The 22,428-nt window shown below is 49.4% G+C and carries 21 protein-coding genes and 2 pseudogenes; 14 read left to right on the plus strand and 9 right to left on the minus strand.

The features are described from left to right. Window positions 1-16: 16 nt before the first annotated feature. The 3 genes from phoP to roxA all read left to right on the plus strand — a co-directional run bounded on the left by phoP (window position 17) and on the right by roxA (window position 3,365). Complete coding sequence (gene phoP / locus ACLJXE_RS09115; RefSeq protein WP_137382962.1) at window positions 17-688, plus strand: two-component system response regulator PhoP; 672 nt, start codon at window positions 17-19, stop codon at window positions 686-688. Further along, on the plus strand, window positions 688-2,151 hold the full coding sequence (gene phoQ, locus ACLJXE_RS09120) for a two-component system sensor histidine kinase PhoQ (protein WP_410750701.1): 1,464 nt from the start codon (window positions 688-690) through the stop codon (window positions 2,149-2,151). The genes phoP and phoQ overlap by 1 nt, the downstream gene beginning before the upstream one ends. A 92-nt stretch (window positions 2,152-2,243) precedes the next feature. Then, entirely contained in the window at window positions 2,244-3,365 is a 1,122-nt protein-coding gene (gene roxA, locus ACLJXE_RS09125) for a [50S ribosomal protein L16]-arginine 3-hydroxylase (RefSeq protein ID WP_061067742.1), read from the plus strand. A 53-nt stretch (window positions 3,366-3,418) separates the two neighbouring features. On the opposite strand, the gene pepT is transcribed toward roxA, so the two are convergent. Then, window positions 3,419-4,648: a peptidase T gene (gene pepT / locus ACLJXE_RS09130; RefSeq protein ID WP_410750702.1), complete on the minus strand. Its 1,230-nt coding sequence runs from the start codon at window positions 4,646-4,648 to the stop codon at window positions 3,419-3,421. A gap of 249 nt (window positions 4,649-4,897) precedes the next feature. Here pepT and potA point away from each other — a divergent pair, with 249 nt between their 5' ends. From potA to ACLJXE_RS09180, 10 genes and pseudogenes are all read left to right on the plus strand, one after another. After that, entirely contained in the window at window positions 4,898-6,034 is a 1,137-nt protein-coding gene (gene potA / locus ACLJXE_RS09135; RefSeq protein ID WP_410750703.1) for a spermidine/putrescine ABC transporter ATP-binding protein PotA, read from the plus strand. Beyond that, window positions 6,018-6,881 (plus strand): spermidine/putrescine ABC transporter permease PotB, encoded by an 864-nt coding sequence (potB, locus tag ACLJXE_RS09140; RefSeq protein WP_040231977.1) that lies wholly within the window; start codon window positions 6,018-6,020, stop codon window positions 6,879-6,881. The genes potA and potB overlap by 17 nt, the downstream gene beginning before the upstream one ends. A gap of 515 nt (window positions 6,882-7,396) precedes the next feature. Then, on the plus strand, window positions 7,397-8,971 hold the full coding sequence (nikA, locus tag ACLJXE_RS09145; RefSeq protein WP_286628742.1) for a nickel ABC transporter substrate-binding protein: 1,575 nt from the start codon (window positions 7,397-7,399) through the stop codon (window positions 8,969-8,971). Continuing rightward, a complete protein-coding gene (nikB, locus tag ACLJXE_RS09150) occupies window positions 8,971-9,915 on the plus strand; it encodes a nickel ABC transporter permease subunit NikB (RefSeq protein WP_286628716.1) in 945 nt (314 codons plus the stop codon). Before nikA ends, nikB begins: the two co-directional genes overlap by 1 nt. Further along, window positions 9,912-10,745 carry a nickel ABC transporter permease subunit NikC gene (gene nikC / locus ACLJXE_RS09155; protein WP_286628714.1) on the plus strand — a complete coding sequence of 278 codons (834 nt, stop codon included), beginning with the start codon at window positions 9,912-9,914 and terminating at the stop codon, window positions 10,743-10,745. The genes nikB and nikC overlap by 4 nt, the downstream gene beginning before the upstream one ends. Then, a complete protein-coding gene (gene nikD / locus ACLJXE_RS09160) occupies window positions 10,745-11,509 on the plus strand; it encodes a nickel import ATP-binding protein NikD (protein WP_286628713.1) in 765 nt (254 codons plus the stop codon). Before nikC ends, nikD begins: the two co-directional genes overlap by 1 nt. Next, complete coding sequence (gene nikE / locus ACLJXE_RS09165; RefSeq protein ID WP_286628712.1) at window positions 11,506-12,291, plus strand: nickel import ATP-binding protein NikE; 786 nt, start codon at window positions 11,506-11,508, stop codon at window positions 12,289-12,291. The genes nikD and nikE overlap by 4 nt, the downstream gene beginning before the upstream one ends. Before the next feature lie 26 nt (window positions 12,292-12,317). Beyond that, window positions 12,318-12,464, plus strand: a pseudogene (locus ACLJXE_RS09170) (DinI-like family protein); the annotation flags it as partial. 471 nt (window positions 12,465-12,935) lie between these two features. Continuing rightward, window positions 12,936-13,550 carry a YagU family protein gene (locus ACLJXE_RS09175; protein WP_040231974.1) on the plus strand — a complete coding sequence of 205 codons (615 nt, stop codon included), beginning with the start codon at window positions 12,936-12,938 and terminating at the stop codon, window positions 13,548-13,550. 68 nt (window positions 13,551-13,618) lie between these two features. Next, window positions 13,619-13,720 (plus strand): annotated as a pseudogene (locus ACLJXE_RS09180) (DinI-like family protein); the annotation flags it as partial. 53 nt (window positions 13,721-13,773) lie between these two features. Here the strand turns inward: ACLJXE_RS09180 and ACLJXE_RS09185 are convergent. The 5 genes from ACLJXE_RS09185 to ACLJXE_RS09205 form a co-directional block, all read right to left on the minus strand. Then, entirely contained in the window at window positions 13,774-15,177 is a 1,404-nt protein-coding gene (locus ACLJXE_RS09185) for a phage tail protein (RefSeq protein ID WP_410750704.1), read from the minus strand. Between the two features lie 59 nt (window positions 15,178-15,236). Next, window positions 15,237-15,476, minus strand: coding sequence for a cor protein (locus ACLJXE_RS09190; RefSeq protein ID WP_286627954.1), 240 nt, complete (start codon window positions 15,474-15,476; stop codon window positions 15,237-15,239). A gap of 108 nt (window positions 15,477-15,584) precedes the next feature. Next, window positions 15,585-16,262, minus strand: coding sequence for a hypothetical protein (locus tag ACLJXE_RS09195; RefSeq protein WP_286627955.1), 678 nt, complete (start codon window positions 16,260-16,262; stop codon window positions 15,585-15,587). Further along, entirely contained in the window at window positions 16,263-16,568 is a 306-nt protein-coding gene (locus ACLJXE_RS09200; protein WP_286627956.1) for a hypothetical protein, read from the minus strand. Next, window positions 16,568-19,753, minus strand: a complete 3,186-nt coding sequence (locus tag ACLJXE_RS09205) for a host specificity protein J (protein ID WP_410750705.1) — start codon at window positions 19,751-19,753, stop codon at window positions 16,568-16,570. The genes ACLJXE_RS09200 and ACLJXE_RS09205 overlap by 1 nt, the downstream gene beginning before the upstream one ends. A gap of 162 nt (window positions 19,754-19,915) precedes the next feature. Here ACLJXE_RS09205 and ACLJXE_RS09210 point away from each other — a divergent pair, with 162 nt between their 5' ends. After that, window positions 19,916-20,548 carry a hypothetical protein gene (locus tag ACLJXE_RS09210; RefSeq protein ID WP_008784487.1) on the plus strand — a complete coding sequence of 211 codons (633 nt, stop codon included), beginning with the start codon at window positions 19,916-19,918 and terminating at the stop codon, window positions 20,546-20,548. An 83-nt stretch (window positions 20,549-20,631) separates the two neighbouring features. On the opposite strand, the gene ACLJXE_RS09215 is transcribed toward ACLJXE_RS09210, so the two are convergent. Genes ACLJXE_RS09215 through ACLJXE_RS09225 form a run of 3 tightly spaced genes read right to left on the minus strand, consistent with a single transcriptional unit; the run spans window position 20,632 to window position 22,427 of the window. Next, window positions 20,632-21,222 (minus strand): tail assembly protein, encoded by a 591-nt coding sequence (locus ACLJXE_RS09215; protein ID WP_410750706.1) that lies wholly within the window; start codon window positions 21,220-21,222, stop codon window positions 20,632-20,634. Between the two features lie 54 nt (window positions 21,223-21,276). Further along, the gene (locus ACLJXE_RS09220; protein WP_410750707.1) at window positions 21,277-21,687 is read right to left on the minus strand and encodes a hypothetical protein; all 411 of its coding nucleotides are present in this window, start codon (window positions 21,685-21,687) and stop codon (window positions 21,277-21,279) included. 29 nt (window positions 21,688-21,716) lie between these two features. After that, window positions 21,717-22,427, minus strand: coding sequence for a C40 family peptidase (locus tag ACLJXE_RS09225; RefSeq protein WP_410750708.1), 711 nt, complete (start codon window positions 22,425-22,427; stop codon window positions 21,717-21,719). Between the last annotated feature and the right edge of the window lies 1 nt (window position 22,428).

Here is a 22,428-nt window from a genome sequence, read left to right on the forward strand (position 1 = left end):
TTGGGGAGAAACAATGATGCGCGTACTGGTTGTTGAGGATAATGCATTATTACGCCACCACCTTAAGGTTCAGCTACAGGATTTAGGCCACCAGGTGGATGATGCAGAAGATGCAAAGGAAGCAGACTATTTTCTGAATGAACACCTGCCGGATATTGCGATCGTCGATTTAGGGCTCCCCGATGAAGACGGACTGTCACTGATCCGCCGCTGGCGCAGTAATGACGTGTCATTGCCCATTCTGGTATTAACCGCGCGTGAAGGCTGGCAGGACAAAGTGGAAGTGCTCAGCGCCGGTGCAGATGATTACGTCACAAAACCGTTTCACATTGAAGAAGTGGCTGCAAGAATGCAGGCACTGATGCGCCGCAATAGTGGTCTGGCCTCGCAGATAATCTCGCTTCCGCCATTTCAGGTGGACCTTTCTCGCCGCGAACTGTCCGTGAACGATGAAGTGATCAAACTCACGGCGTTCGAATACACCATTATGGAAACGCTGATCCGTAATAGCGGCAAAGTTGTTAGTAAAGATTCGCTTATGTTACAGCTTTACCCGGACGCTGAACTGCGTGAAAGCCACACCATCGATGTATTGATGGGTCGTCTGCGCAAGAAAATTCAGGCGCAATATCCGGATGATGTGATCACCACGGTACGTGGGCAAGGTTATCTTTTTGAACTGCGCTGATGAATAAATTACTGCGTCATTTTTTCCCGTTATCGCTGCGGCTGCGCTTTTTGCTGGCAACCGCAGGCGTCGTGCTGGTCCTCTCGCTGGCTTACGGCATGGTGGCTTTGGTTGGCTACAGCGTCAGCTTTGATAAAACAACATTTCGTCTGCTGCGTGGCGAAAGTAATCTGTTCTATACACTGGCCAAATGGGAAAACGGCAAAATTAATGTCGAGCTACCTGAAAACCTCGATATGCAAAGCCCCACAATGTCGCTGATTTATAATGAAAACGGCAAACTGCTCTGGGCCCAACGCGACGTTCCCTGGCTGGTACAACGTATTCAACCGGACTGGCTAAAGACAAATGGTTTTCATGAGATTGAAGCCAATGTCGACGCCACCAGCACATTGCTACGCGAAGATCATTCGGCGCAACAGAAGCTAAGAGAAGTCAGAGAAGATGACGATAACGCAGAAATGACCCACTCCGTGGCAGTGAACATCTACCCTGCCACCGCCAGAATGCCACAACTGACCATTGTGGTTGTTGATACCATTCCTATTGAGCTCAAACGCTCATATATGGTCTGGAGCTGGTTTGTTTATGTGCTGGTTGCCAATTTGCTGTTGGTTATCCCGCTGCTGTTAGTTGCAGCCTGGTGGAGCCTGAGACCAATCGAATCACTGGCGCGCGAAGTCCGTGAGCTTGAAGAGCATCATCGCGAAATGCTTAATCCTGCCACCACGCGTGAACTCACTAGTCTGGTGCGGAACCTCAACCGCCTATTAAAGAGCGAACGTGAACGCTACGATAAATACCGCACCACGTTAACGGATCTCACCCACAGCCTGAAAACACCGTTGGCCGTGTTGCAAAGCACGCTACGTTCGATGCGTAATGACAAAATGAGCGTGAGCGATGCTGAGCCCGTCATGCTGGAGCAAATCAGCCGTATTTCTCAGCAAATTGGCTATTATCTGCATCGTGCCAGCATGCGTGGCAGTAGCGCCCTTCTCAGCCGGGAATTGCATCCGGTTGCACCGTTACTGGATAAACTGACCTCAGCATTAAACAAGGTGTACCAGCGTAAAGGGGTTAACATTAATCTCGACATTTCGCCTGAGACAAGCTTTGTGGGTGAACAGAACGATTTCGTCGAAGTGCTGGGCAATGTCCTTGATAACGCCTGTAAATATTGCCTGGAATTTGTCGAGATCTCAGCGCAATTAACGGAAGATCATCTGCACATTGTGGTAGAAGATGACGGTCCCGGCATTCCACGCAGTAAACGTGAAGTGGTGTTCGACCGTGGTCAGCGCGTGGATACCTTACGCCCCGGGCAAGGTGTGGGCCTGGCCGTCGCACGTGAGATCACCGAGCAATATGACGGGCAGATTATCGCTGGCGACAGTCTGCTGGGCGGAGCGCGCATGGAAGTTATTTTCGGCCGCCAGCATCCGGGACAAAAAGACGAGTAATCTTTATATGTAATAAATATGTACTGACTTCACGCTTGCGGTTAAGTATCCGTTATAATCGGTTGCAGATACCAGCCTGCGGGATGCTCATTATGGAATACCAACTCACTCTTAACTGGCCCGATTTTCTCGAACGTCACTGGCAAAAACGTCCGGTGGTCTTAAAACGCGGCTTTAACAACTTTATTGATCCACTCTCCCCTGACGAACTGGCTGGGCTGGCAATGGAAAGCGAAGTCGACAGCCGGTTGGTTAGCCACCAGGATGGCAAATGGCAGGTTAGCCACGGTCCTTTCGAGAGCTATGACCATCTTGGTGAAAGCAACTGGTCATTGCTGGTCCAGGCCGTAAACCACTGGCACGAACCTACCGCAGCGCTGATGCGGCCATTCCGAGAATTGCCGGACTGGCGCATTGACGATTTGATGATCTCATTTTCTGTACCCGGCGGCGGTGTTGGCCCGCATCTGGATCAATATGATGTGTTCATCATCCAGGGAACCGGTCGCCGTCGCTGGCGTGTGGGTGAAAAACTGCAGTTGAAGCAGCATTGTCCACACCCTGACCTGCTCCAGGTTGATCCGTTTGAAGCCATCATTGATGAAGAGCTGGAGCCAGGCGATATTCTGTATATTCCACCAGGATTCCCGCACGAAGGCTACGCGTTGGAAAACGCGATGAATTACTCGGTAGGTTTCCGCGCACCGAATACCCGGGAACTGATCAGCGGGTTTGCTGATTACGTTCTGCAACGCGAACTGGGTAGCACGTACTACAGCGATCCAGATCTGCCGCCGCGCGACCATCCAGCAGACGTGCTGCCACAGGAAATGGACAAGCTGCGCGAAATGATGCTGGGGCTCATTAACCAGCCGGAGCATTTTAAACAGTGGTTTGGCGAGTTTATCTCTCAGTCGCGTCATGAACTGGACGTTGCTCCGCCTGAGCCGCCTTATCAGCCTGACGAAATCTATGATGCCCTGAAACAAGGCGATGTTCTGGTCCGTCTGGGTGGGTTGCGCGTACTGCGCATTGGTGATGACGTTTATGTAAATGGTGAGAAAATTGACTCACCTCACCGTCCGGCGCTGGACGCGCTCGCCAGCCATATTGTGCTGACAGCGGAGAACTTTGAGGATGCGCTGGAAGATCCGTCTTTCCTCGCCATGCTTGCCGCACTGGTGAATAGCGGATACTGGTTCTTCGAAGGGTAATTATTGTCGTTATGCCGGATGACGCTTCGTACATCCGGCATCTGACGCAAGGCTTATTGCTGCTGTTTCGCCGTCAATTCCGCAATACGCACAATCACCTGCACGGCTTTTTCCATTCCTTCCAGTGTCACAAACTCATGCTTACCATGATAATTATAGCCACCGGTGAACAGATTCGGGCAAGGTAATCCCATGAACGACAGCTGCGCACCGTCGGTGCCACCACGAATGGGTTTAAGATCCGGCTCAATGTCACAATCACGCATTGCCTGCTGGGCGATATCCAGAACGTGCGGATGCTCGATCACTTTCTCGCGCATGTTGTAATAACTGTCTTCGATCACCAGTTCGATATAGCAGTCCGGATGTAACCCTTTACCGACCTTTTTGGCGATATCCATGATTTTGCGTTTACGCGCTTCAAACTGCTTACGGTCAAAATCACGGATAATGTAGTGCATATCCGCCCGGTCAACGGTACCTTTCATACTCGCCAGATGGTAAAAACCTTCATAGCCTTCCGTCGCTTCCGGACTCTCATCAGCGGGAACTTCAGCATGGATGCGAGCCGCCAGCGACAGCGCGTTCACCATCACCCCTTTTGCCGTACCCGGATGCACATTGTTACCGACGATCTTGATATTGACCGACGCCGCGTTGAAGTTTTCAAACTCCAGTTCGCCCACGCCGCCACCGTCGACGGTATAGGCCCACTTCGCATCAAATGCTGCAACGTCGAAATGCTTCGCGCCTTTACCGACCTCTTCATCTGGCGTAAAGGCCACACGAATATCACCGTGCGGAATATCTTTCTGTATCAACACGGCCAGGGCGGTCATAATTTCGGCAATACCGGCTTTATCATCCGCACCCAGCAGCGTTTTGCCGTCTGTGGTGATCAACGTCTGACCCAGAAGTTGATGCAGCACCGGGAACATCACCGGAGACAGAACCTCATCACCAATACCGAGCGCAATATCGCCGCCACGGTAATTTTCAACGATTTGCGGATTGACATTTTTGCCACTGAAATCCGGTGAGGTATCCACATGGGAAATAAAACCGATAGCGGGAATATTGCCGGCAACGTTTGCAGGCAACGTTGCCATCAACGTTCCCTTGTCGCTCAAGGTAATATTGACCAGCCCCATCTCTTCGAGTTGCTGCTTAAGCAACTGCAATAACTTCCACTGTCCTTCAGTGCTGGGTACCTGCCGCACGCCCGATTTTGATTGGGTGTCCAGCGACACGTAGTGTAAAAAACGCTCAAGTAGTTTATCCATGCAGTCACCCTCACTTTTTGTGACAACATTATCAATAAGCAACAAAAGACAAATATTGCGTCAGGTCACTTTTATCCCCGCAAGTGAGAATATTTCGCCATGACATCCTTCTGAATATAAAGCTAAGTCAGTAATTCGCAACAAGGATTGGCGATTACAACGCTTTGCCGTAGAATAACGGCCCTCATTAAGAGTCATCAAGGTGGTTAACCACAAACCCCGCATCGGTCAGCCATCCGTTGCGTTTACATGGGACAGAGTAAAAAATTGAATAAACAACCGCGTTCGCTTTCTCCACTGGTGCAACTAGCGGGAATTCGCAAGAGTTTCGATGGCAAAGAGGTGATTTCCAACCTGGATTTGACCATCAATCATGGCGAATTTCTCACGCTACTTGGCCCCTCTGGCTGCGGTAAAACAACCGTTCTTCGCCTGATTGCCGGTCTTGAAACGGTTGATTCCGGTCATATTATGCTGGACAACCAGGACATCACTCACGTTCCTGCGGAAAACCGCTACGTGAACACCGTATTCCAAAGTTATGCCTTATTCCCCCACATGACCGTTTTTGAAAATGTGGCCTTTGGTTTACGCATGCAAAAAACCCCCGCAGCCGATATTCCTTCGCGCGTCACCGAAGCCCTGCGCATGGTGCAACTGGAAGAGTTCGCTCAGCGAAAACCGCATCAACTCTCCGGTGGCCAACAGCAGCGCGTGGCGATTGCCCGTGCGGTGGTCAATAAACCGCGTTTGCTTTTGCTGGATGAGTCTCTCTCTGCGCTGGACTATAAACTGCGTAAGCAGATGCAGAACGAACTGAAAGCGCTACAGCGCAAACTCGGTATCACTTTTGTTTTTGTCACCCACGATCAGGAAGAAGCACTGACAATGTCAGACCGTATTGTGGTCATGCGTGATGGCAAAATTGAGCAGGACGGCACACCGCGAGAAATCTACGAGGAACCGAAGAATCTGTTCGTCGCCGGATTCATCGGTGAAATCAATATGTTTAACGCGACGGTCATTGAACGTCTGGACGAACAGCGTGTTCGTGCTAACGTTGAAGGTCGCGAGTGTAATATTTACGTGAACTTCGCGGTGGTCCCCGGACAGAAGCTGCACGTACTGTTGCGCCCGGAAGATCTGCGTGTTGACGAGATCAACGACGATAATCATATTGAAGGACTTATCGGTTACGTGCGTGAACGTAACTATAAAGGCATGACGCTGGAATCAGTTGTTGAACTGGAAAACGGCAAGATGGTCATGGTCAGCGAATTCTTCAACGAAGACGATCCTGACTTCGACCACTCGCTCGACCAGAAAATGGCGATTAACTGGGTAGAAAGCTGGGAGGTCGTACTGGCTGATGAAGAACACAAGTAAATTCCAGAGTGTGGTGATCGTCACCATTGTCGGTTGGCTTGTGTTGTTTGTCTTTCTGCCCAACCTGATGATCATCGGCACCAGCTTTTTGACCCGTGACGACGCTAATTTCGTCAAAATGGTCTTTACGCTGGAAAACTATGCACGTCTGCTCGATCCGCTCTATTTTGAGGTGCTGGTTCACTCCCTCAATATGGCGCTGATTGCCACACTCGCCTGCCTGGTACTCGGCTATCCGTTTGCCTGGTTTTTGGTAAAGCTGCCGGAGAAAGTGCGTCCACTGCTGCTCTTCCTCCTGATTGTTCCGTTCTGGACCAACTCGCTTATTCGCATCTACGGACTCAAAATTTTCCTCAGTACCAAAGGCTATCTCAACGAGTTTCTACTCTGGCTCGGCGTGATTGATACGCCCATTCGCATTATGTTTACCCCCAGCGCGGTCATTATTGGCCTGGTGTATATCCTGCTGCCATTTATGGTGATGCCGCTCTACTCCAGCATTGAGAAACTGGATAAACCGTTACTCGAAGCTGCGCGCGATCTGGGTGCCAGCAAACTTCAGACCTTTACCCGCATTATTATCCCGCTGACAATGCCGGGAATTATTGCCGGATGTTTGCTGGTTATGCTGCCAGCCATGGGGCTGTTTTACGTATCCGACCTGATGGGCGGCGCGAAAAACCTGCTGATTGGTAATGTGATTAAAGTGCAGTTCCTGAACATCCGCGACTGGCCGTTTGGGGCCGCCACCAGTATTACCCTGACCATCGTCATGGGGCTGATGTTGCTGATCTACTGGCGCGCTTCCCGCTTGCTGAACAAGAAGGTTAGCGACATAGACAGTTAATCTATATTACTCAATAGGTTAAGTTGATTTTTGGCATGCTTTTTACCTTCCAGTAAACTGCATGCCAACCCCAATAAAATCATGTAGTTGCTAATGAGTTTTGGAGAACGATTTTTCGCAGTTTGTCTCCTGAAGCCATCTGCATCCTAAGGTATCTGGGGCTCCGCACTTATCATAATTGTCATCAAGCTGTGTCATTTGTGGGTTGTGACAAGCAACCCCCTTCATCAAGAATTAACACCCCATACTTTTAGTGGTATCAGCCTCTGGTAAAAAACCAGGCCTGAACATCAATGAGCCCCCCATCAGCGAAAATCAAAACAAACGAGAGCGCAGGATACAAGTAGCATAATAAGTACTACCTATCTGACATTTCCCCATCAAGCGATTCAGATAATTTTATTTATTTTTACTGTTTAGTTTGGCGACTTTACATTGATCTGTCGCACATAAAAAGTATGATGTTTTTATATAATCATCATACTTTTTGGTTAAGAACCCTTTATAAGGTCATCATTTTGTCCGGATTAAATCGCACACTTATAGCGCTGCTGGCATGCGCATCTTTTTTTGCTCAAGCCGCCCCTTCTGATGAAATAACCACTGCATGGCCGGTGAATGTTGGGCCATTAAACCCACATCTTTATACACCTAACCAGATGTTCGCTCAGAGCATGGTCTATGAACCATTGGTGAAATATCAGGCGGATGGTTCTGTGATCCCGTGGCTGGCAAAAAGCTGGAGCCATTCGGAAAACGGTAAAGTATGGACGTTTCATTTACGTGATGATGTTAAATTTTCTAACGGTGAAGTATTTGATGCCCAGGCGGCAGCGGAAAACTTCCGGGCCGTGCTGGATAACCGTAAACGTCATGCCTGGCTGGAACTAACAAATCAAATCACGGATGTTAAAGCACTAAGTAAAACAGAACTGCAAATCACCCTGAAAGATGCCTATTATCCATTCCTGCAGGAATTAGCTCTACCGCGACCTTTCCGCTTTATCGCGCCTTCTCAGTTTAAAAACAATGAAACGCTTAACGGAATTAAAGCACCGATTGGTACCGGGCCATGGGTACTGAAGGAATCCAAACTTAATCAGTATGACGTGCTGGTGCGTAATGAACATTACTGGGGTGAGAAACCGCAGATTCAAAAGATCACCGTTAAGGTCATCCCGGATCCAACTACCCGAGCCGTGGCTTTTGAAACCGGCGATATTGATTTGTTATACGGTAATGAAGGGTTGTTGCCACTCGATACTTTTGCACGTTTTAGTCAGAACCCCGAATACAGGACACAACTTTCTGCACCTGTTGAAACCGTGATGCTTGCGCTCAACTCTGCTAAACCACCAACAAATGAACTGGCTGTACGAGAAGCATTAAACTATGCGGTTGATAAAAAAACGCTGATTAAAAACGCGTTGTACGGTACTCAGCAGGTGGCTGATACACTGTTTGCACCATCTGTACCCTACGCTGATATCGGTTTGAAGCCGCGCCAGTTTGATCCACAGAAGGCGAAATCTTTACTGGAGCAAGCTGGCTGGTCGTTGCCTGCAGGAAAAACAATCCGTGAAAAAAACGGGCAACCTTTGCATATCGAACTGGCCTATGTCGGTACCGATGCGCTTAGCAAATCAATGGCTGAGATTATGCAGGCAAATATGCGCCAGATTGGTGCAGACGTTGCTCTGGTAGGTGAAGAGGAAAGCAGTATATATGCCCGCCAGCGCGATGGTCGTTTCGGTATGATTTTTAATCGCACATGGGGTGCCCCCTATGATCCACATGCTTTTATGAGCTCAATGCGCGTACCATCCCACGCAGACTATCAGGCACAGCTTGGCCTGCCAGATAAAGTCCAGATTGATAAAGAGATTGGCGAAGTACTTATTTCCACTGATAAAACCCAACGTCAGGCGCTGTATCGTGACATTCTGACTCGGCTACACAATGAGGCGGTTTATCTGCCTATTAGTTACATGTCGATGATGGTGGTCGCCAAACCTGAGCTGGGCGAAATTCCTTACGCGCCGATCGCTTCGGAAATTCCGTTTGAACAGATAACGCCGGTGAAACCCTGATGTTTCGTTATGCTTTGCGGCGCATACTGCTGCTGATCCCGATGATTTTTGCCGCGTCGGTGATAATCTTTTTGATGCTGCGCCTGGGTACGGGTGACCCGGCGCTTGATTATCTGCGCTTATCTAACCTGCCACCCACGCCGGATATGGTTGCCTCCACACGCATTATGCTTGGCCTGGACCAGCCACTTATCGTGCAGTACGGTACTTGGCTGTGGAAAGCCCTCCATCTGGATTTTGGTATTTCGTTTGCCACTCAGCGGCCTGTGCTGGATGATGTTATGCACTTTCTGCCAGCCACACTACAACTGGCGGGGGCTGCACTGGTGCTGATCTTACTTACTTCGGTGCCGCTGGGAATTTGGGCTGCACGTCATCGTGATCGTCTGCCGGATTTCATTGTGCGGGTTATCGCCTTTCTTGGCGTATCGATGCCTAATTTCTGGCTCGCATTCCTGCTGGTAATGTTCTTCTCTGTTTATTTGAAGTGGCTGCCAGCGCTGGGATATGGCGGCTGGCAGCATATCATTTTGCCTGCAGTGTCGATTGCTTTCATGTCGCTGGCGATCAATGCTCGACTGTTACGTGCCAGCATGCTGGAAGTCGCCGGGCAACGCCATGTTACCTGGGCGCGTCTGCGCGGTCTGAACGAGAAGCAAATCGAACGTGGTCATATTCTGCGAAATGCTTCATTGCCGATGATCACCGCCGTGGGAATGCATATTGGTGAGCTGATTGGTGGGACGATGATCATAGAGAATATTTTTGCCTGGCCTGGTGTTGGTCGCTATGCGGTCTCGGCAATTTTTAACCGTGATTATCCCGTGATCCAATGCTTTACGCTAATCATGGTCGTGGTGTTCGTGGTTTGTAATCTGGTGGTTGATTTACTAAATGCAGCCGTCGATCCCCGTATTCGCCGTCATGAAGGAGCGCACTCGTGAGTTTTTTTCTCTCTTCACGCTGGTCGGTCCGTCTGGCAATCATCATCATTGCTTCACTGGCTATCATTGCGTTTACCAGTCAGTGGTGGCTGCCTTACGATCCGCAGGCCATTGATTTGCCATCCCGACTGTTGTCACCCGATAGTCAGCACTGGCTGGGCACCGACCATCTGGGCCGTGATATCTTTTCACGTCTGCTGGCGGCAACCCGCGTATCACTCGGTTCCGTGATGGCCTGCCTCGTGTTGGTACTGGCGCTGGGGCTGGTCGTCGGAGGTAGCGCAGGACTCATTGGTGGTCGCGTTGATCAGGCCACAATGCGCGTCGCTGATATGTTCATGACATTTCCCACCTCGATCTTATCTTTTTTCCTTGTCGGCGTTTTGGGGACGGGGCTAACTAACGTCATTATTGCCATCGCTTTGTCACATTGGGCATGGTATGCACGAATGGTTCGTAGCCTGGTTATCTCACTTCGTCAGCGAGAGTTCATCCTGGCTTCCCGGCTTTCAGGTGCAGGCCATATCCGGGTATTTATCGACCATCTGGCTGGGGCGGTCATCCCTTCATTGTTGGTGCTGGCAACACTTGATATTGGCCACATGATGCTGCACGTTGCCGGGATGTCATTCCTCGGCCTTGGCGTTACAGCACCAACAGCCGAATGGGGGGTAATGATTAACGACGCTCGCCAGTATATCTGGACTCAGCCATTGCAAATGTTCTGGCCTGGGCTGGCATTATTTATCAGTGTAATGGCCTTCAACCTGGTGGGGGATGCGCTGCGCGATCACCTCGATCCACATCTTGTCACGGAGCATGCCCACTGATGCCGCAACAAATTGAACTGCAAAATATTGTGCTGCATGCAGAGAAGCCATTGGTTAACGGTGTGTCGCTGTCGATTAAACGCGGGCGTGTGCTGGCACTGGTTGGGGGAAGTGGAAGCGGAAAATCACTGACATGCGCAGCCGCGCTCGGCATTCTACCTTCAGGTGTTCATCAAGTCTCAGGAACTGTTCTGGCAGATGGAAATCCCGTTTCCCCTCGTGATCTGCGCGGCGTTAAAGTCGCGACCATTATGCAGAACCCGCGCAGCGCGTTTAATCCGCTGCGAACCATGGCCGCACATGCGCGGGAAACCTGCATGGTGCTTGGTAAACCTGCAGATGAAGAAACGTTGATCACTACGCTGGAGGCTGTGGGATTAGAAAATGCCTCCCGAGTGCTGAGGCTCTATCCCTTTGAAATGAGCGGGGGAATGCTGCAACGAATGATGATCGCAATGGCTTTGCTATGTGATGTGCCATATATAGTGGCGGATGAGCCGACCACCGATCTTGATGTGGTTGCGCAGGCACGCATCCTTGACTTGCTGGACAACATCATGCAAACCCGGTCTCCGGGAATGTTGCTGGTCACTCATGATATGGGGGTTGTGGCGCGCCTGGCAGACGACGTGGCGGTTATGGATCATGGCAATATTGTTGAATATGGCGACGTCGAAACGGTGTTTAGTGCGCCTAAGCATACCGTCACACGTAATCTGGTATCGGCGCATTTAGCTTTGTACGGCCTGGAGTTAGCTTTATGACACTTCTGACGGTTACTGATATTTCGCATCAGTATAAACATGCGAATGTGAGTGGCAAAAATCAGTATCAGTCTGTACTGAAGGATGTTTCTTTAACTCTGAGAAGTGGTGAAACGGTTGCTCTACTGGGGCGCAGTGGCTGTGGGAAAAGTACGCTGGCACGTCTGCTTGTTGGTCTGGAATTTCCGACAAAGGGTTACGTCAGTTGGCAGGGGGAACCCATCTCCCAACTGAATCGTACAAAACAAAAAGCCTTTCGCCGCGATATTCAGATGGTGTTTCAGGACTCTGTCAGCGCAGTGAATCCTCGTAAAACCGTACGTGAAATATTACGTGAGCCTATGTGTCACCTGTTATCACTTAGTAAGTCAGAACAGTTCGCCCGTGCCAGTGAAATGCTTCACGCAGTCGATCTGGATGACAGCATACTTGATAAACGCCCGCCACAACTCAGCGGCGGACAACTTCAACGCGTCTGCCTTGCCCGCGCATTGAGCGTTGAACCAAAACTCTTAATTTTAGATGAAGCAGTTTCAAACCTCGATTTGGTACTGCAAGCTGGGGTAATACGTCTGCTCAAAAAACTGCAAAAACAGTTTGGCACTGCTTGCCTGTTTATCACCCACGATCTGCGCCTTGTGGAACGTTTTTGCCATCGGGTTATGGTGATGGATGAGGGACGAATTGTTGAAACACAGACTGTGGGGGAAACATTATCTTTCTCTTCAGAAGCTGGCCGAGTGTTACAAAAAGCTGTCCTTCCAGCATTCCCTGTTCGCTAGGTCATCTATCATATGCCTTACACTAGTTCTCCCCCGATGCTAATGTTCGGGTTAAACCGATGATGACACTGCCGGCGATCAACACTGACGCCAGCAAGCATGAGAAAGAACAGATAAGCCGTACTGTTCAGGAAATGTTTGAAGAGGCTGAGTTCTGGCTGGTTTCGGATTAAACATATTGATTGCCATAGCTGTACAGTTACAATTCGCCGCGACTGGCAATCATTCAATACTCGCACTATCGAACAATCGCCAGTTTGCCGCCGCCCGTTCTTGTATACGACGGCGCGGTGGCACTATGATTTTTATTGACTGAGGTAGGTTGTTGCATCCAATTTTTTCTCTTTTCGCTCTTTAATTACCACTCTAGCTATTTCACCTGCTGCAACGGCGACCTCACGATATTCTGCAAAATCATAATGATGCCGTTATTTCCAACATATACCCACTCTCAGACCTGCTCGCCATTCTTGTTACCTCCATCACCGTCTTTCTGCCGGAGCATATGAGGTAGTTTGATTTAGGGATTCCTATTACTCACTCAGGAGCAGAACATATAGCCACATACAATTCTTTACATTCATTGTTTTTTATGAATACTACTTAGTAATTACGTTGATGTAATGAAATTCAATGGATGAAATATGAATATATTTGAACAAACACCACCTAACCGCAGACGTTATGGCCTGGCTGCTTTTATCGGGTTAATCGCCGGTATCGTATCAGCATTCGTTAAATGGGGTGCTGAAGTACCCTTGCCGCCCCGTAGCCCGTCTGATATGTTCACTACTGCATGTGTTCCGGAATCATTAATCAGAGCGGCGGGACAAATTGATTGCTCCCGCAATTTCCTGAACCCTCCATATATTTTCCTTCGGGACTGGATGGGACTTGCAGATCCTAACGCAGCGGTCTACACCTTTGCCGGGCATGTGTTTAACTGGGTTGGTGTAACACACATCATTTTTTCTATTGTGTTCGCCGTAGGCTATTGTGTAGTTGCAGAAGTCTTTCCCAAAATTAAACTCTGGCAGGGGTTGTTGGCTGGTGCATTAGCCCAGCTTTTCGTACATATGATTTCCTTCCCTCTCATGGGACTGACCCCTCCTCTCGCTGACCTTCCATGGTATGAGAATGTATCCGAAATTTTTGGTCATTTAATCTGGTTCTGGTCAATCGAAATTATTCGACGAGATCTACGTAACAGGATTACTCACCAACCGGATCCGGAAATCCCTTTGGGGACAACCCGCTGATACCATCAATGAGATAGTAAAATGGCGCATATACAGCGCCATTTTTAGTATCTATGTGCTGAATACCACCAGCGATCAACACTGACGCCAGCAAGCATGAGAAAGAACAGATAAGCCGTACTGTTCAGGAATTGTTTGAAGAGGCTGATATGTGGCTGGTGTCAGATTAAGGGACAATATGCCGCAGTGACGTCATTGCATGCGACGCAGCTGCGGCAATGATCTATTGCTGAGGATCCTGTTGAATTTGCTCAAGCTCCAGTTCAGTGTTTTTCATTGCCGCCATCGCATCGGCATTACTCTTGTTCCAGATACTGTCTGATGGCATCTGCACACGAACCGAGACAAACGCATCTGTCGGTATGTCTACTGGCTCGCCATCGGTCACCGTTTCCGTAAACACACCGTGTTCATCTGTGTTTCCTATTCTGTTCTGAGCAAATAATGGCGATGATACGTGAACCCGGTGATAGGTTTTGATCAGCACCGTTCCGTCAGCATTAACCGTGTAATCCAGCCAGATACGTGGCTGCTTATTTCGATCAACTGGTATTTCAAAACCACCATCAACCCCGCCCCACGCCGCATCAGCATTCAGACCTGTACACCCACTTATCAGGTATTCCCCTGCAGACAGGCGTGCAACAACACACCCTTCTGATTCCTCATTGGTTTCAAATTGCCCATCTGAAAAAACTTTAACTACCGGGGATGCGCGCTTGATGAAGCCGTTAGAATCTACGGTCGTGTTTCTGGAATGCCATAGTCGTGACCAGCCTTTCCACTGCTCATAAGACGTTTTATCCGATCGCTTTGAGTTCAGATAATATTCATTATCAGAACCCCAGCTACTGGCCAGCGCTGTTCCAATATTGTCTGCTGTGGACGGGAAGAAATTGACGGTACTGTACTTTGCCGGAGCATCCCAGGGACCGATGTTGCTCGTATCTCCCCAACTGAACATGGCGAAGTCTCGTCTGGATGTAAACGAGGCATACCAGCTACCGCCACTACCGTCTGTTAACTGTCGGTTTGTCGTGGCAGACAGACTCTGGCGGGCTGACTCGGGACTGTTGCCCCCCGTACCACCCTGAGTAATACCTAAAGGCGTTGTTAACCCGCTGAGGCTGGTGATGTCATTGTTAGCACCTTTTTTGGCGTAATCATCAAGAGCCGTCTTATCTGCCTTTTCATCCAGGTCCGTTTTATCTGCTTTGTTGCTGACACTATTGACCAGTTTTTTCGCTGATGGCCCCGTTGTCTGGCTGGTATCTGGAAGCGTAATTGTGACATCACCCTCAGCAGTGAAAAACTGCTGCCAGTTCTGCTTGTCGTAATTCAGGCCACGAAGCGCCTCAGCACTCTGTGTCACCAGCGCGGCGGTTACCATATTCAGCGCCACGCGGGGAACGGCTGACCATGCAGCCCCCGACTGAGCAGGTCCGGTAAAGTTACTGACCATCGTCAGCCCTGTATTGCTCTCGATTGTTTTGACCGGGAGCGTATAAGGTATGCCTCCCACGGTCACAACAATAAAATCACCGGCCGACAGTTCGGTGCTAAATGCAGTTCCTTCCCCTGTCACCTGGGCAGAATTATTCGTCAGGGTGAGTGTTCCTGCTGACATGACTATCTCCTGAATTCAGATAATAAAAAACCCGCCGGAGCGGGTTATTTTTTGGTAACTCATTGAAGGCAATTCGACCTTGTGAAATTATTCTTATTCACCCATCTCCAGTTAAATGGATAACCGGCTCTGTATTCAGTCTGATTTGAGACTTTACGTACACCATAAATATCCACCGTTTGTGACTGTCCACCCAGTAAGGCCTGAGCCTGACAAACAGGAGATTGTTTCTCCAGCAATGGTCCAGAACATGCTGAAAGAATAAAACTGACGACAAACAAAATAATTATATTTCTCATTTTCGGCACCAGTGCAAGTTATTTACATTAAAATAACCGAGCTGGATAAATATTATAAATAGATTAAACAGATCAATAATCTTAAATTGATCGTTAAAAGCGATCTCATTAATCGTAATTAGCCGTGTTTATTGCCGTGATTGCCACACCTGAATTGACCGTGCCTACTGACCCGCCCCCGTTGCCGGCATTGTTAGCCGCCGCGTTTATTCTGCTTGTAGAGCCGTTATACCAGCAGCAGGTGTAGGCCTGAACAAGCACAATAGAAGGTGGCTGGGTATTATTGTTTTGCAATAACGTTCCCCCCATCGTTAGCGGCGCTACAGCCCATGAGCCAGGAAGAGTTTGATCGATATTTATCCCCCCATTATTTCCGGGCGTACCTACTGCCTGAAGATCTGAAAGCACCCTGGATTCATTGGTCAGAACGAGCTTTCTGTTCGCATCCCAGATCGCCATTCCCCATTTTGGCAAAGTCTGAGGGAAGATGGCAAAAACATAAACATCCATGGTAAAAGGTCGGTTGTATGGATTAATGCCGCCGGCACTGAATACCCCACCAAAACGCCCTGTGCTGAGCGCCACCCCACCATAGTCAGTATTTCTTACTCTGCTAAAGGCTATTGCAGGATAAGAATCATCAAGCGGAACGGTTACTGTTGCTGTCTGATAAGAGCCGTTCGCGACAGAATCAGCAGTTAACTTTCTGTACAGACAGAAAGGAGTGGAGTCAGGGGTTATAAACGGATTTCCATTCACATCGATGAGTGCCCCATAGTCAGCCATTTACGCTTTCTCCAGGTAAACAACGAGTTCACAGGCATTCGCCGGATAATTGCCGATACCTACATCGCTCGCTGACATAACCGATATCGTATTACCTGAAGCAACGATGCGCCGCCCCACAGCGGCATTACCCGATGACTCCAGTGAAACAACAAAACCAACTTTCATCCCGGCAGGGATGGTGAACGACCATGAGCCGGACGTTTGCCCGGCACTAAGCTGAATTCTGCCAACAACAGAAACAGGTTTAATTCCATAGTTATTTGGGACACCGTTAGCATCCCATGTCTGAATTCCCCACGACATCAGAACACCCCTGTTAATTTGCCGATCTGCACGCGAAGCACCCCGTTTCCGTCTTTAACACTGTAATTCAGGTTGGTCATTTTCGTTGCGCCCTCCCCGGCAACAGCCCCGTTCATTTCAAACGTCCCGTCTGATTTCATGATGGTTCCGGTTTGTCCCTGGATATAATTAGCGGAGCGCAGTTCGCCAATTTTTGCCAGCGTGATTTGACCATACTGAATAAAAGCATCGCTGATAAACACCTGACCATTAACAACAGCAAACGGAGAATATTGCGTATCACCACTGCCACTCATCAGGACAAACTGGTTAGCGTTAAACCCGACGCGGGTGACTACCGGCTTACCCGCTTCTGCCAGCACTGCTATCGACATCCCGGCGCTGTAAAAAATATCGTTGATACGCACTCCGGCTTTCAGGGTATGAATGGCCGTTGCACCTGAAGCGTCAACGGTGGCGGTAAGCTTATCCTCAAGCGAGGCGGTTACGTCCTCAATCTGCGCCTGCACCTGCGTTGACAGCTCGGCCATCGCCTTATCCACACTGGCGACCGTCGTTTTAACCACCAGGATATCCGCGCGCACCTCACCGTACTGCGCCCACTGGTGCTCTACCGTTCCATGGTTGGCCAGCGCATTCTGCAGAATACCTTCAAGGTTGGTATCAATATCCCCCGTAAGACGGTCGCCATCAGCAGACGTCAGGAAGTCATCAGCGATATCACCCAGATAATCATCGGCGTTATCGTTGGACATACCGCGGACCCAGTCGGTATATCCCGATTCGTTCCCGGTCTTATCCACCAGCTGGGCGCGGTACCAGAATTCCTGCCCCGCCTTCAACCCAAGCTGGGTGTATTCCGATGAAGGATATGGCACGTCCGAAAGTAGCAGTGGATCGGAAAAATCACTGTTTGCCGTGTACTGAATTTCCGTTTTCAGCGTGTCGGCAGTATTCGCCGGGAACCCCCAGTTAAGACGGATGCCCCAGTTGATAGCCGTCGTCGTGAAACCAACCGGCTTCGGAGGATTGCCGACCTTCCCGGTCAGGGTTTTCTCTTCTGAATACCCCCACCCGCTGGAAATTTCGGAAGCATTGATGGCCCGCACCCTTACCAGATAGCGCCCGGAGTAAATAGAGGCAACTTCGAAGGAGGTGGTGGAATTACGCGGCACATTCACCCAGTTCCCGTCGTTACGCCGCCATTGGGCCTCGTAAGAAATCGCGTTATCGGTCTTGTCCCAGTTCACACGCATCGTTTCAAGGCTGATACCCTGGTTAACAACGGAATAACTGTCGATGACGATATTTGCCGGAGCTTTCTGATTACCCGGAGGGATAACGCTTACAGGGCGCTGGTCGATGATAGCGCCGGTATCGATACGCGCATATTTATCCGGGTCATGTGCTGCGCCCGTAATGGTAAAAGTGCCGTCGTTATTATCCGCCACGCTGACCACCCGATATTGCTGGGCGTACAGTTCATCAGATTCAACAACCCACACGCATTCCGCCCCCGGCGTTTCACCGTAAGCCGTCGTGACGGTGATCGTGTTGCCGTTTATCGCCTGGATTGTCCTGCTTTGCGCCGTACCGGATGGCAGATTGAGTATCAGGCGGTCGCCAGCGACCGCATCAGCCACACGATCCAGTTCGATAACCCGACCATTTACCGCGCGAATACGCCCGCCGGTGACCTTCCCGGAGAGCAGCTCGTCAGCAACCGCAATGATGTAGCCCGGTTGCGGGATATTGCCGTCCAGCCCGACAGAGAACGTCACCACCCTGTCTTTGTTATTGGTGAGAATGCCCCACCGCCCTTTACGGTTTGCCTCAGACTGCCGCGTACAACCGATGGCTGTCATTTCGAGCTGATTGAATCCGTACCGGGCCACCAGGGGCTGCTCAAATACCGGCTCCATCGCATCAGCGTAGGCATTATCCGGATCGGACCAGGAAACCAGCGCCGTCGTATAACGCGTTTTGGTGGTGCTACTGGCGTAAGTAAACAGGCCATCAATGACGTTCGCGCGCGTGTAGGAAAAATCGATATCCCGCGGCATGTCCGCCAGCGCCACTATCTGATCGCCGCCCCAGTAGGTCATCCCCCGGAAAATAGCGGCAAAATCGCGCTGCACGGTGTAGGCATCATTCCTTTCCTGAACATAGACGTTACAGGTATAGCGTGGTTCGGTCCCGCTTCCACCCTTTCCATCCGGTACCGACTGATCGCAATACTGCGATACCTGGTACAACGTCCATTTATCGATGTTGGCTGCAGTCAGGCGATTACCCAGACCAAAGCGATCTGTAATCACCAGATCGTAAAATATCCACGCAGGGTTATCAGTCCATGCCCATTTAAAAGCCCCCTGCCATGTCCCCCCATAAGTCCGCGTGTCAGGGTCATAATTATCAGGTACGCGGATCACCCGGCCACGCGGTTCACAGGATATCTGTGGAATCGAACCATTGAACTGGCTTGAGTCGAATTCGATGTACAGCAGGGCGGTATTTGGATAGCGTAATTTGGCGTCAATAACCTCAGTGAAGCTCTGAAGTGTCATGGTATCGCCAATCTTTGCGCTGTTTGCATCAGCGGTAATCTTACGTAACCTGATTGTCCAGGTGCTGCCCGCCTGTGGTAAATCGATACGGTGGCTGCGTTCGTAGCCTGAAGTAGTTTTTCCGGTTACGCTGGTATTCAGAACGGTTTGCCAGGTTCCACCATCAGTCTGCAGGTCTATCGCATAATTGATGGAATACCCTACCAGATCGCCGTTGTCCTGCTGCTTATACAGTGAAGGCCATTTCAGTCGCAGGCGAGCTGCTGATAGTTGGGTGTTGGTGAAGGTACGCGTCCAGGCCGTTGAGCTTGAAACCTCAGTGCCCACATTAATTTCGTTTTCGGTGCCCGGAATACCCTGAATATATTTCTGCGCCTGCGTCCCGGAACGAAACTCCCACGCCACACCACTAAAGTTCTGCGAGCCATCAGCATTCACCAGCGGTGTACCATCGAGGTAAATATCCTTGCCGGTTAATTGTCCTGAGAACTCACCTTCCCCCAGTGCTACAAGTATTTTTGCCTTAGCTATAGACTGGAGATCATCTGGCTGTTCAGTCGGGGTTCGGGAACTGGAACTGCCGCCCTTTCGGCCTTTAATCTGGGTTGCTGTAACCATATGATGCCCATAAAAAAGCCACCCGAAGGTGGATACTGTTCATTTGTCAGGATGTTACTGATTTACATACCTGGTTATGTTAGGTATTCAGCCCATCAGCGGTGGGTCGTTGGTGTTTTCGGATTAAGAGGGATGGCTGAATACCTCACTTAAGGAAACGAAATGCTTATAAACTTTGATCCCTTACGAGACTCGGAAAAAGATAGGCGATCTCATCCGTGGGGGAAAACTGCTTACAACGAAAGAGCTGGGTTTTACTCAAACTTTATTGAACACCCAGAGCTTATAACTGAAGTCCTTGAAGACTTTAAGCCCCATGAGGATAAAGAAGCCGTTCAAACATTCTATACTTTTCTAAAATGGATAAATGGTTCTGAATCAGCTTTTGAAACCAATGATTGTGCATTAAGAGAAAACGTCATAGCTAACACAGACTCATTATTTAAATTCACACACAAAATTGATGGTCGTGTAGAGTTCTTTCTTAGAGAACATCAATATAACTGTCGCAAGGATATCCCTACCTGGCTGATGAGAATGTCATCGCTTTATTTGCAGGTAGAAAGGCCCGATTTCTTCAATGCACTTATCGACATCCAACTCGCGCCGACAGACTTCATCACATTGCCTACTGACCAAGGTGATGGCTACAGAATCAGGTTGGTCTTCAATGCTTATGGGAATGGTGATATTGAAGTATGGGAGGCGCTTAACACTACGCTCAACAGCATCTTTGAATCCACAAAAAGGTTGAACAACGCTCTCTCTGAAGGAGCTAGCCCCACATTTCCTTAAGGGAAAGGTTTCCAATAATTTTAACAAATGCATACGACCTCTCGTAAGGCTGATTCGTCAGCCTTTAATGCTACATTCACAGTTTACTGCTGGTCTTCGACGTATATACCAGCAGAGATGATCGCCCCGCCAATGCGTCTGCGGCCATAAAGAAGCGGAACTGGATAACCCTGAGCAGCAGTGTTAGTTACACCACCGAATGCATATGAAGCGCGGTTATCTGCACTTTGCTTACTGGCAAGACCTGAAGGTTGAGGTGATAGCATTTGAACAACACCACCAATGATCAACGCACCACCAGCCTGATAGAAGAAAGGTGAAGCCGCTGCAAAAGGCGTAAAATTTAGAACTACACCAACAGCGACTAATACTGCACCTAGAATTGTCTGCAGGACACCGGATTTTTTACTACCTATAGTAACTGGAACAATTCGGATTACTTCACCAGTCACTGGGAAACCTAAATCATCTTCCCCAATATTTTTCTTTCCACGAAATACTGCAAAGGTCAGACCACGCTGTTTACTGGTGTTCATGTACTGCTCGAAGCCTTTAATAGTGGCAGATAGCGCTCTGCATGCCTCGTGAGTAGTGCTAATCAAGCGATGATGCACTTTCCCAAAGGTTTTGCCCAAAGGCCCATGTAGCTCAATTTGAGTCATTACTTCTTGCATTTGTTAGTCCCATAAAAAAACCACCCGAAGGTGGTTCTACATATTTAATATATTTCAATTTACAGTCATTGGTAAAATATCAACATTACCACTTTGATCCGTGAATATTCTTAATATCCTCGGTGTGTCAGGTCTGATAATAAACTCCCGTTCTTTTTTTGGTGCACCGCTACATAGCCCCTTTCCAGCAAATCCCGCACCAATAATTATTTCACCCGCTGGTAAATAAGCTCTAACTTTTTCCCCTGTTTCAAGTTCAGCAACTGGCACGCCATTCACATAGGATGTAATAGCACACCCTCCAGCTACAAACCCTTTATCACGAATGATGGTAACTTCTGTCGTATTTGGTTTTTGATGAAATTCAACCGCGGCATCAACTTCTTTTGCATTTTGTGGAAGAACTGGTTCAGTTGAACAGCCCGCAACACCTATTGCGATTAGAAGCAGCAAAGTCTTTTTCATATCCCTATCCCCTTTGGTTTTGCAAAAGGTTAGCACAGAGACTTATACCGTAGAACCTTCATTGTCCGTTCCTGCCAGTATCCACCATAGGGTACACGCTGACTCAAATGGCCATAAAGATGGTGGAGTAACATGTTACCTTCCAGCAGGATCCCTGCATGATTCCACTTATTAGCCTGGACCTGCATGATAACCATATCACCTGGCCGCGGCGCACCGCTGAATTCACGGAATCCGCATTCATACCAGCAATCGTGGTAGAAGTTTTCAGGGTAACAGTCTTGCCACCAGGGATAATCGACACGGTAATCCGTCAGTTCGATACCATGCGTCTGCCGGAAGTAACTCATTACTAGTCCCCAGCAGTCAAAGTGACCGAGAACAAACGGCCGTTCGAGAAGCGGGAGTTCGCCGCGTGGGGTAATGGTGCGAATATCGCCTTCCGGCCAGCTGGCGATGTGCCAGGGTAAAAGCGTTGCATCGCATTGCGCCTTATCCAGTTCGCTGGGCTGTGTTGTCGCATCCGGGTGACTGTGGACAATGGCAATCACCGATCCCCAGTCTTCCGCCGTCGCGTAATCTTCTGGCGACAGGTGAAAGTGCTCGGTCGATTCAGATGCCAGATTGCGGCAGGGAATATACCGCTGAACCCGGCTTTTCTGCACCACTACGCCGCAGCACTCCCGCGGGTATTCAGCGGCAGCGTGTGCCATGATGGCATCGATAATTTTCTGACGCATA

Origin of the sequence: Citrobacter sp. U14242 (assembly GCF_046555775.1) — a bacterium.
GTDB lineage: Bacteria > Pseudomonadota > Gammaproteobacteria > Enterobacterales > Enterobacteriaceae > Citrobacter.

What these genes read in the sequence shown, in the direction of transcription:
- phoP (WP_137382962.1), top strand. Translation starts at nt 17, where the DNA reads ATGCGCGTACTGGTTGTTGAGGATAATGCATTATTACGCCACCACCTT.
- phoQ (WP_410750701.1), top strand. Translation starts at nt 688, where the DNA reads ATGAATAAATTACTGCGTCATTTTTTCCCGTTATCGCTGCGGCTGCGC.
- roxA (WP_061067742.1), top strand. Translation starts at nt 2,244, where the DNA reads ATGGAATACCAACTCACTCTTAACTGGCCCGATTTTCTCGAACGTCAC.
- pepT (WP_410750702.1), bottom strand. Translation starts at nt 4,648, where the DNA reads ATGGATAAACTACTTGAGCGTTTTTTACACTACGTGTCGCTGGACACC.
- potA (WP_410750703.1), top strand. Translation starts at nt 4,898, where the DNA reads ATGGGACAGAGTAAAAAATTGAATAAACAACCGCGTTCGCTTTCTCCA.
- potB (WP_040231977.1), top strand. Translation starts at nt 6,018, where the DNA reads ATGAAGAACACAAGTAAATTCCAGAGTGTGGTGATCGTCACCATTGTC.
- nikB (WP_286628716.1), top strand. Translation starts at nt 8,971, where the DNA reads ATGTTTCGTTATGCTTTGCGGCGCATACTGCTGCTGATCCCGATGATT.
- nikD (WP_286628713.1), top strand. Translation starts at nt 10,745, where the DNA reads ATGCCGCAACAAATTGAACTGCAAAATATTGTGCTGCATGCAGAGAAG.
- nikE (WP_286628712.1), top strand. Translation starts at nt 11,506, where the DNA reads ATGACACTTCTGACGGTTACTGATATTTCGCATCAGTATAAACATGCG.
- ACLJXE_RS09175 (WP_040231974.1), top strand. Translation starts at nt 12,936, where the DNA reads ATGAATATATTTGAACAAACACCACCTAACCGCAGACGTTATGGCCTG.
- ACLJXE_RS09185 (WP_410750704.1), bottom strand. Translation starts at nt 15,177, where the DNA reads ATGTCAGCAGGAACACTCACCCTGACGAATAATTCTGCCCAGGTGACA.
- ACLJXE_RS09190 (WP_286627954.1), bottom strand. Translation starts at nt 15,476, where the DNA reads ATGAGAAATATAATTATTTTGTTTGTCGTCAGTTTTATTCTTTCAGCA.
- ACLJXE_RS09195 (WP_286627955.1), bottom strand. Translation starts at nt 16,262, where the DNA reads ATGGCTGACTATGGGGCACTCATCGATGTGAATGGAAATCCGTTTATA.
- ACLJXE_RS09200 (WP_286627956.1), bottom strand. Translation starts at nt 16,568, where the DNA reads ATGTCGTGGGGAATTCAGACATGGGATGCTAACGGTGTCCCAAATAAC.
- ACLJXE_RS09205 (WP_410750705.1), bottom strand. Translation starts at nt 19,753, where the DNA reads ATGGTTACAGCAACCCAGATTAAAGGCCGAAAGGGCGGCAGTTCCAGT.
- ACLJXE_RS09210 (WP_008784487.1), top strand. Translation starts at nt 19,916, where the DNA reads ATGCTTATAAACTTTGATCCCTTACGAGACTCGGAAAAAGATAGGCGA.
- ACLJXE_RS09215 (WP_410750706.1), bottom strand. Translation starts at nt 21,222, where the DNA reads ATGCAAGAAGTAATGACTCAAATTGAGCTACATGGGCCTTTGGGCAAA.
- ACLJXE_RS09220 (WP_410750707.1), bottom strand. Translation starts at nt 21,687, where the DNA reads ATGAAAAAGACTTTGCTGCTTCTAATCGCAATAGGTGTTGCGGGCTGT.
- ACLJXE_RS09225 (WP_410750708.1), bottom strand. Translation starts at nt 22,427, where the DNA reads ATGCGTCAGAAAATTATCGATGCCATCATGGCACACGCTGCCGCTGAA.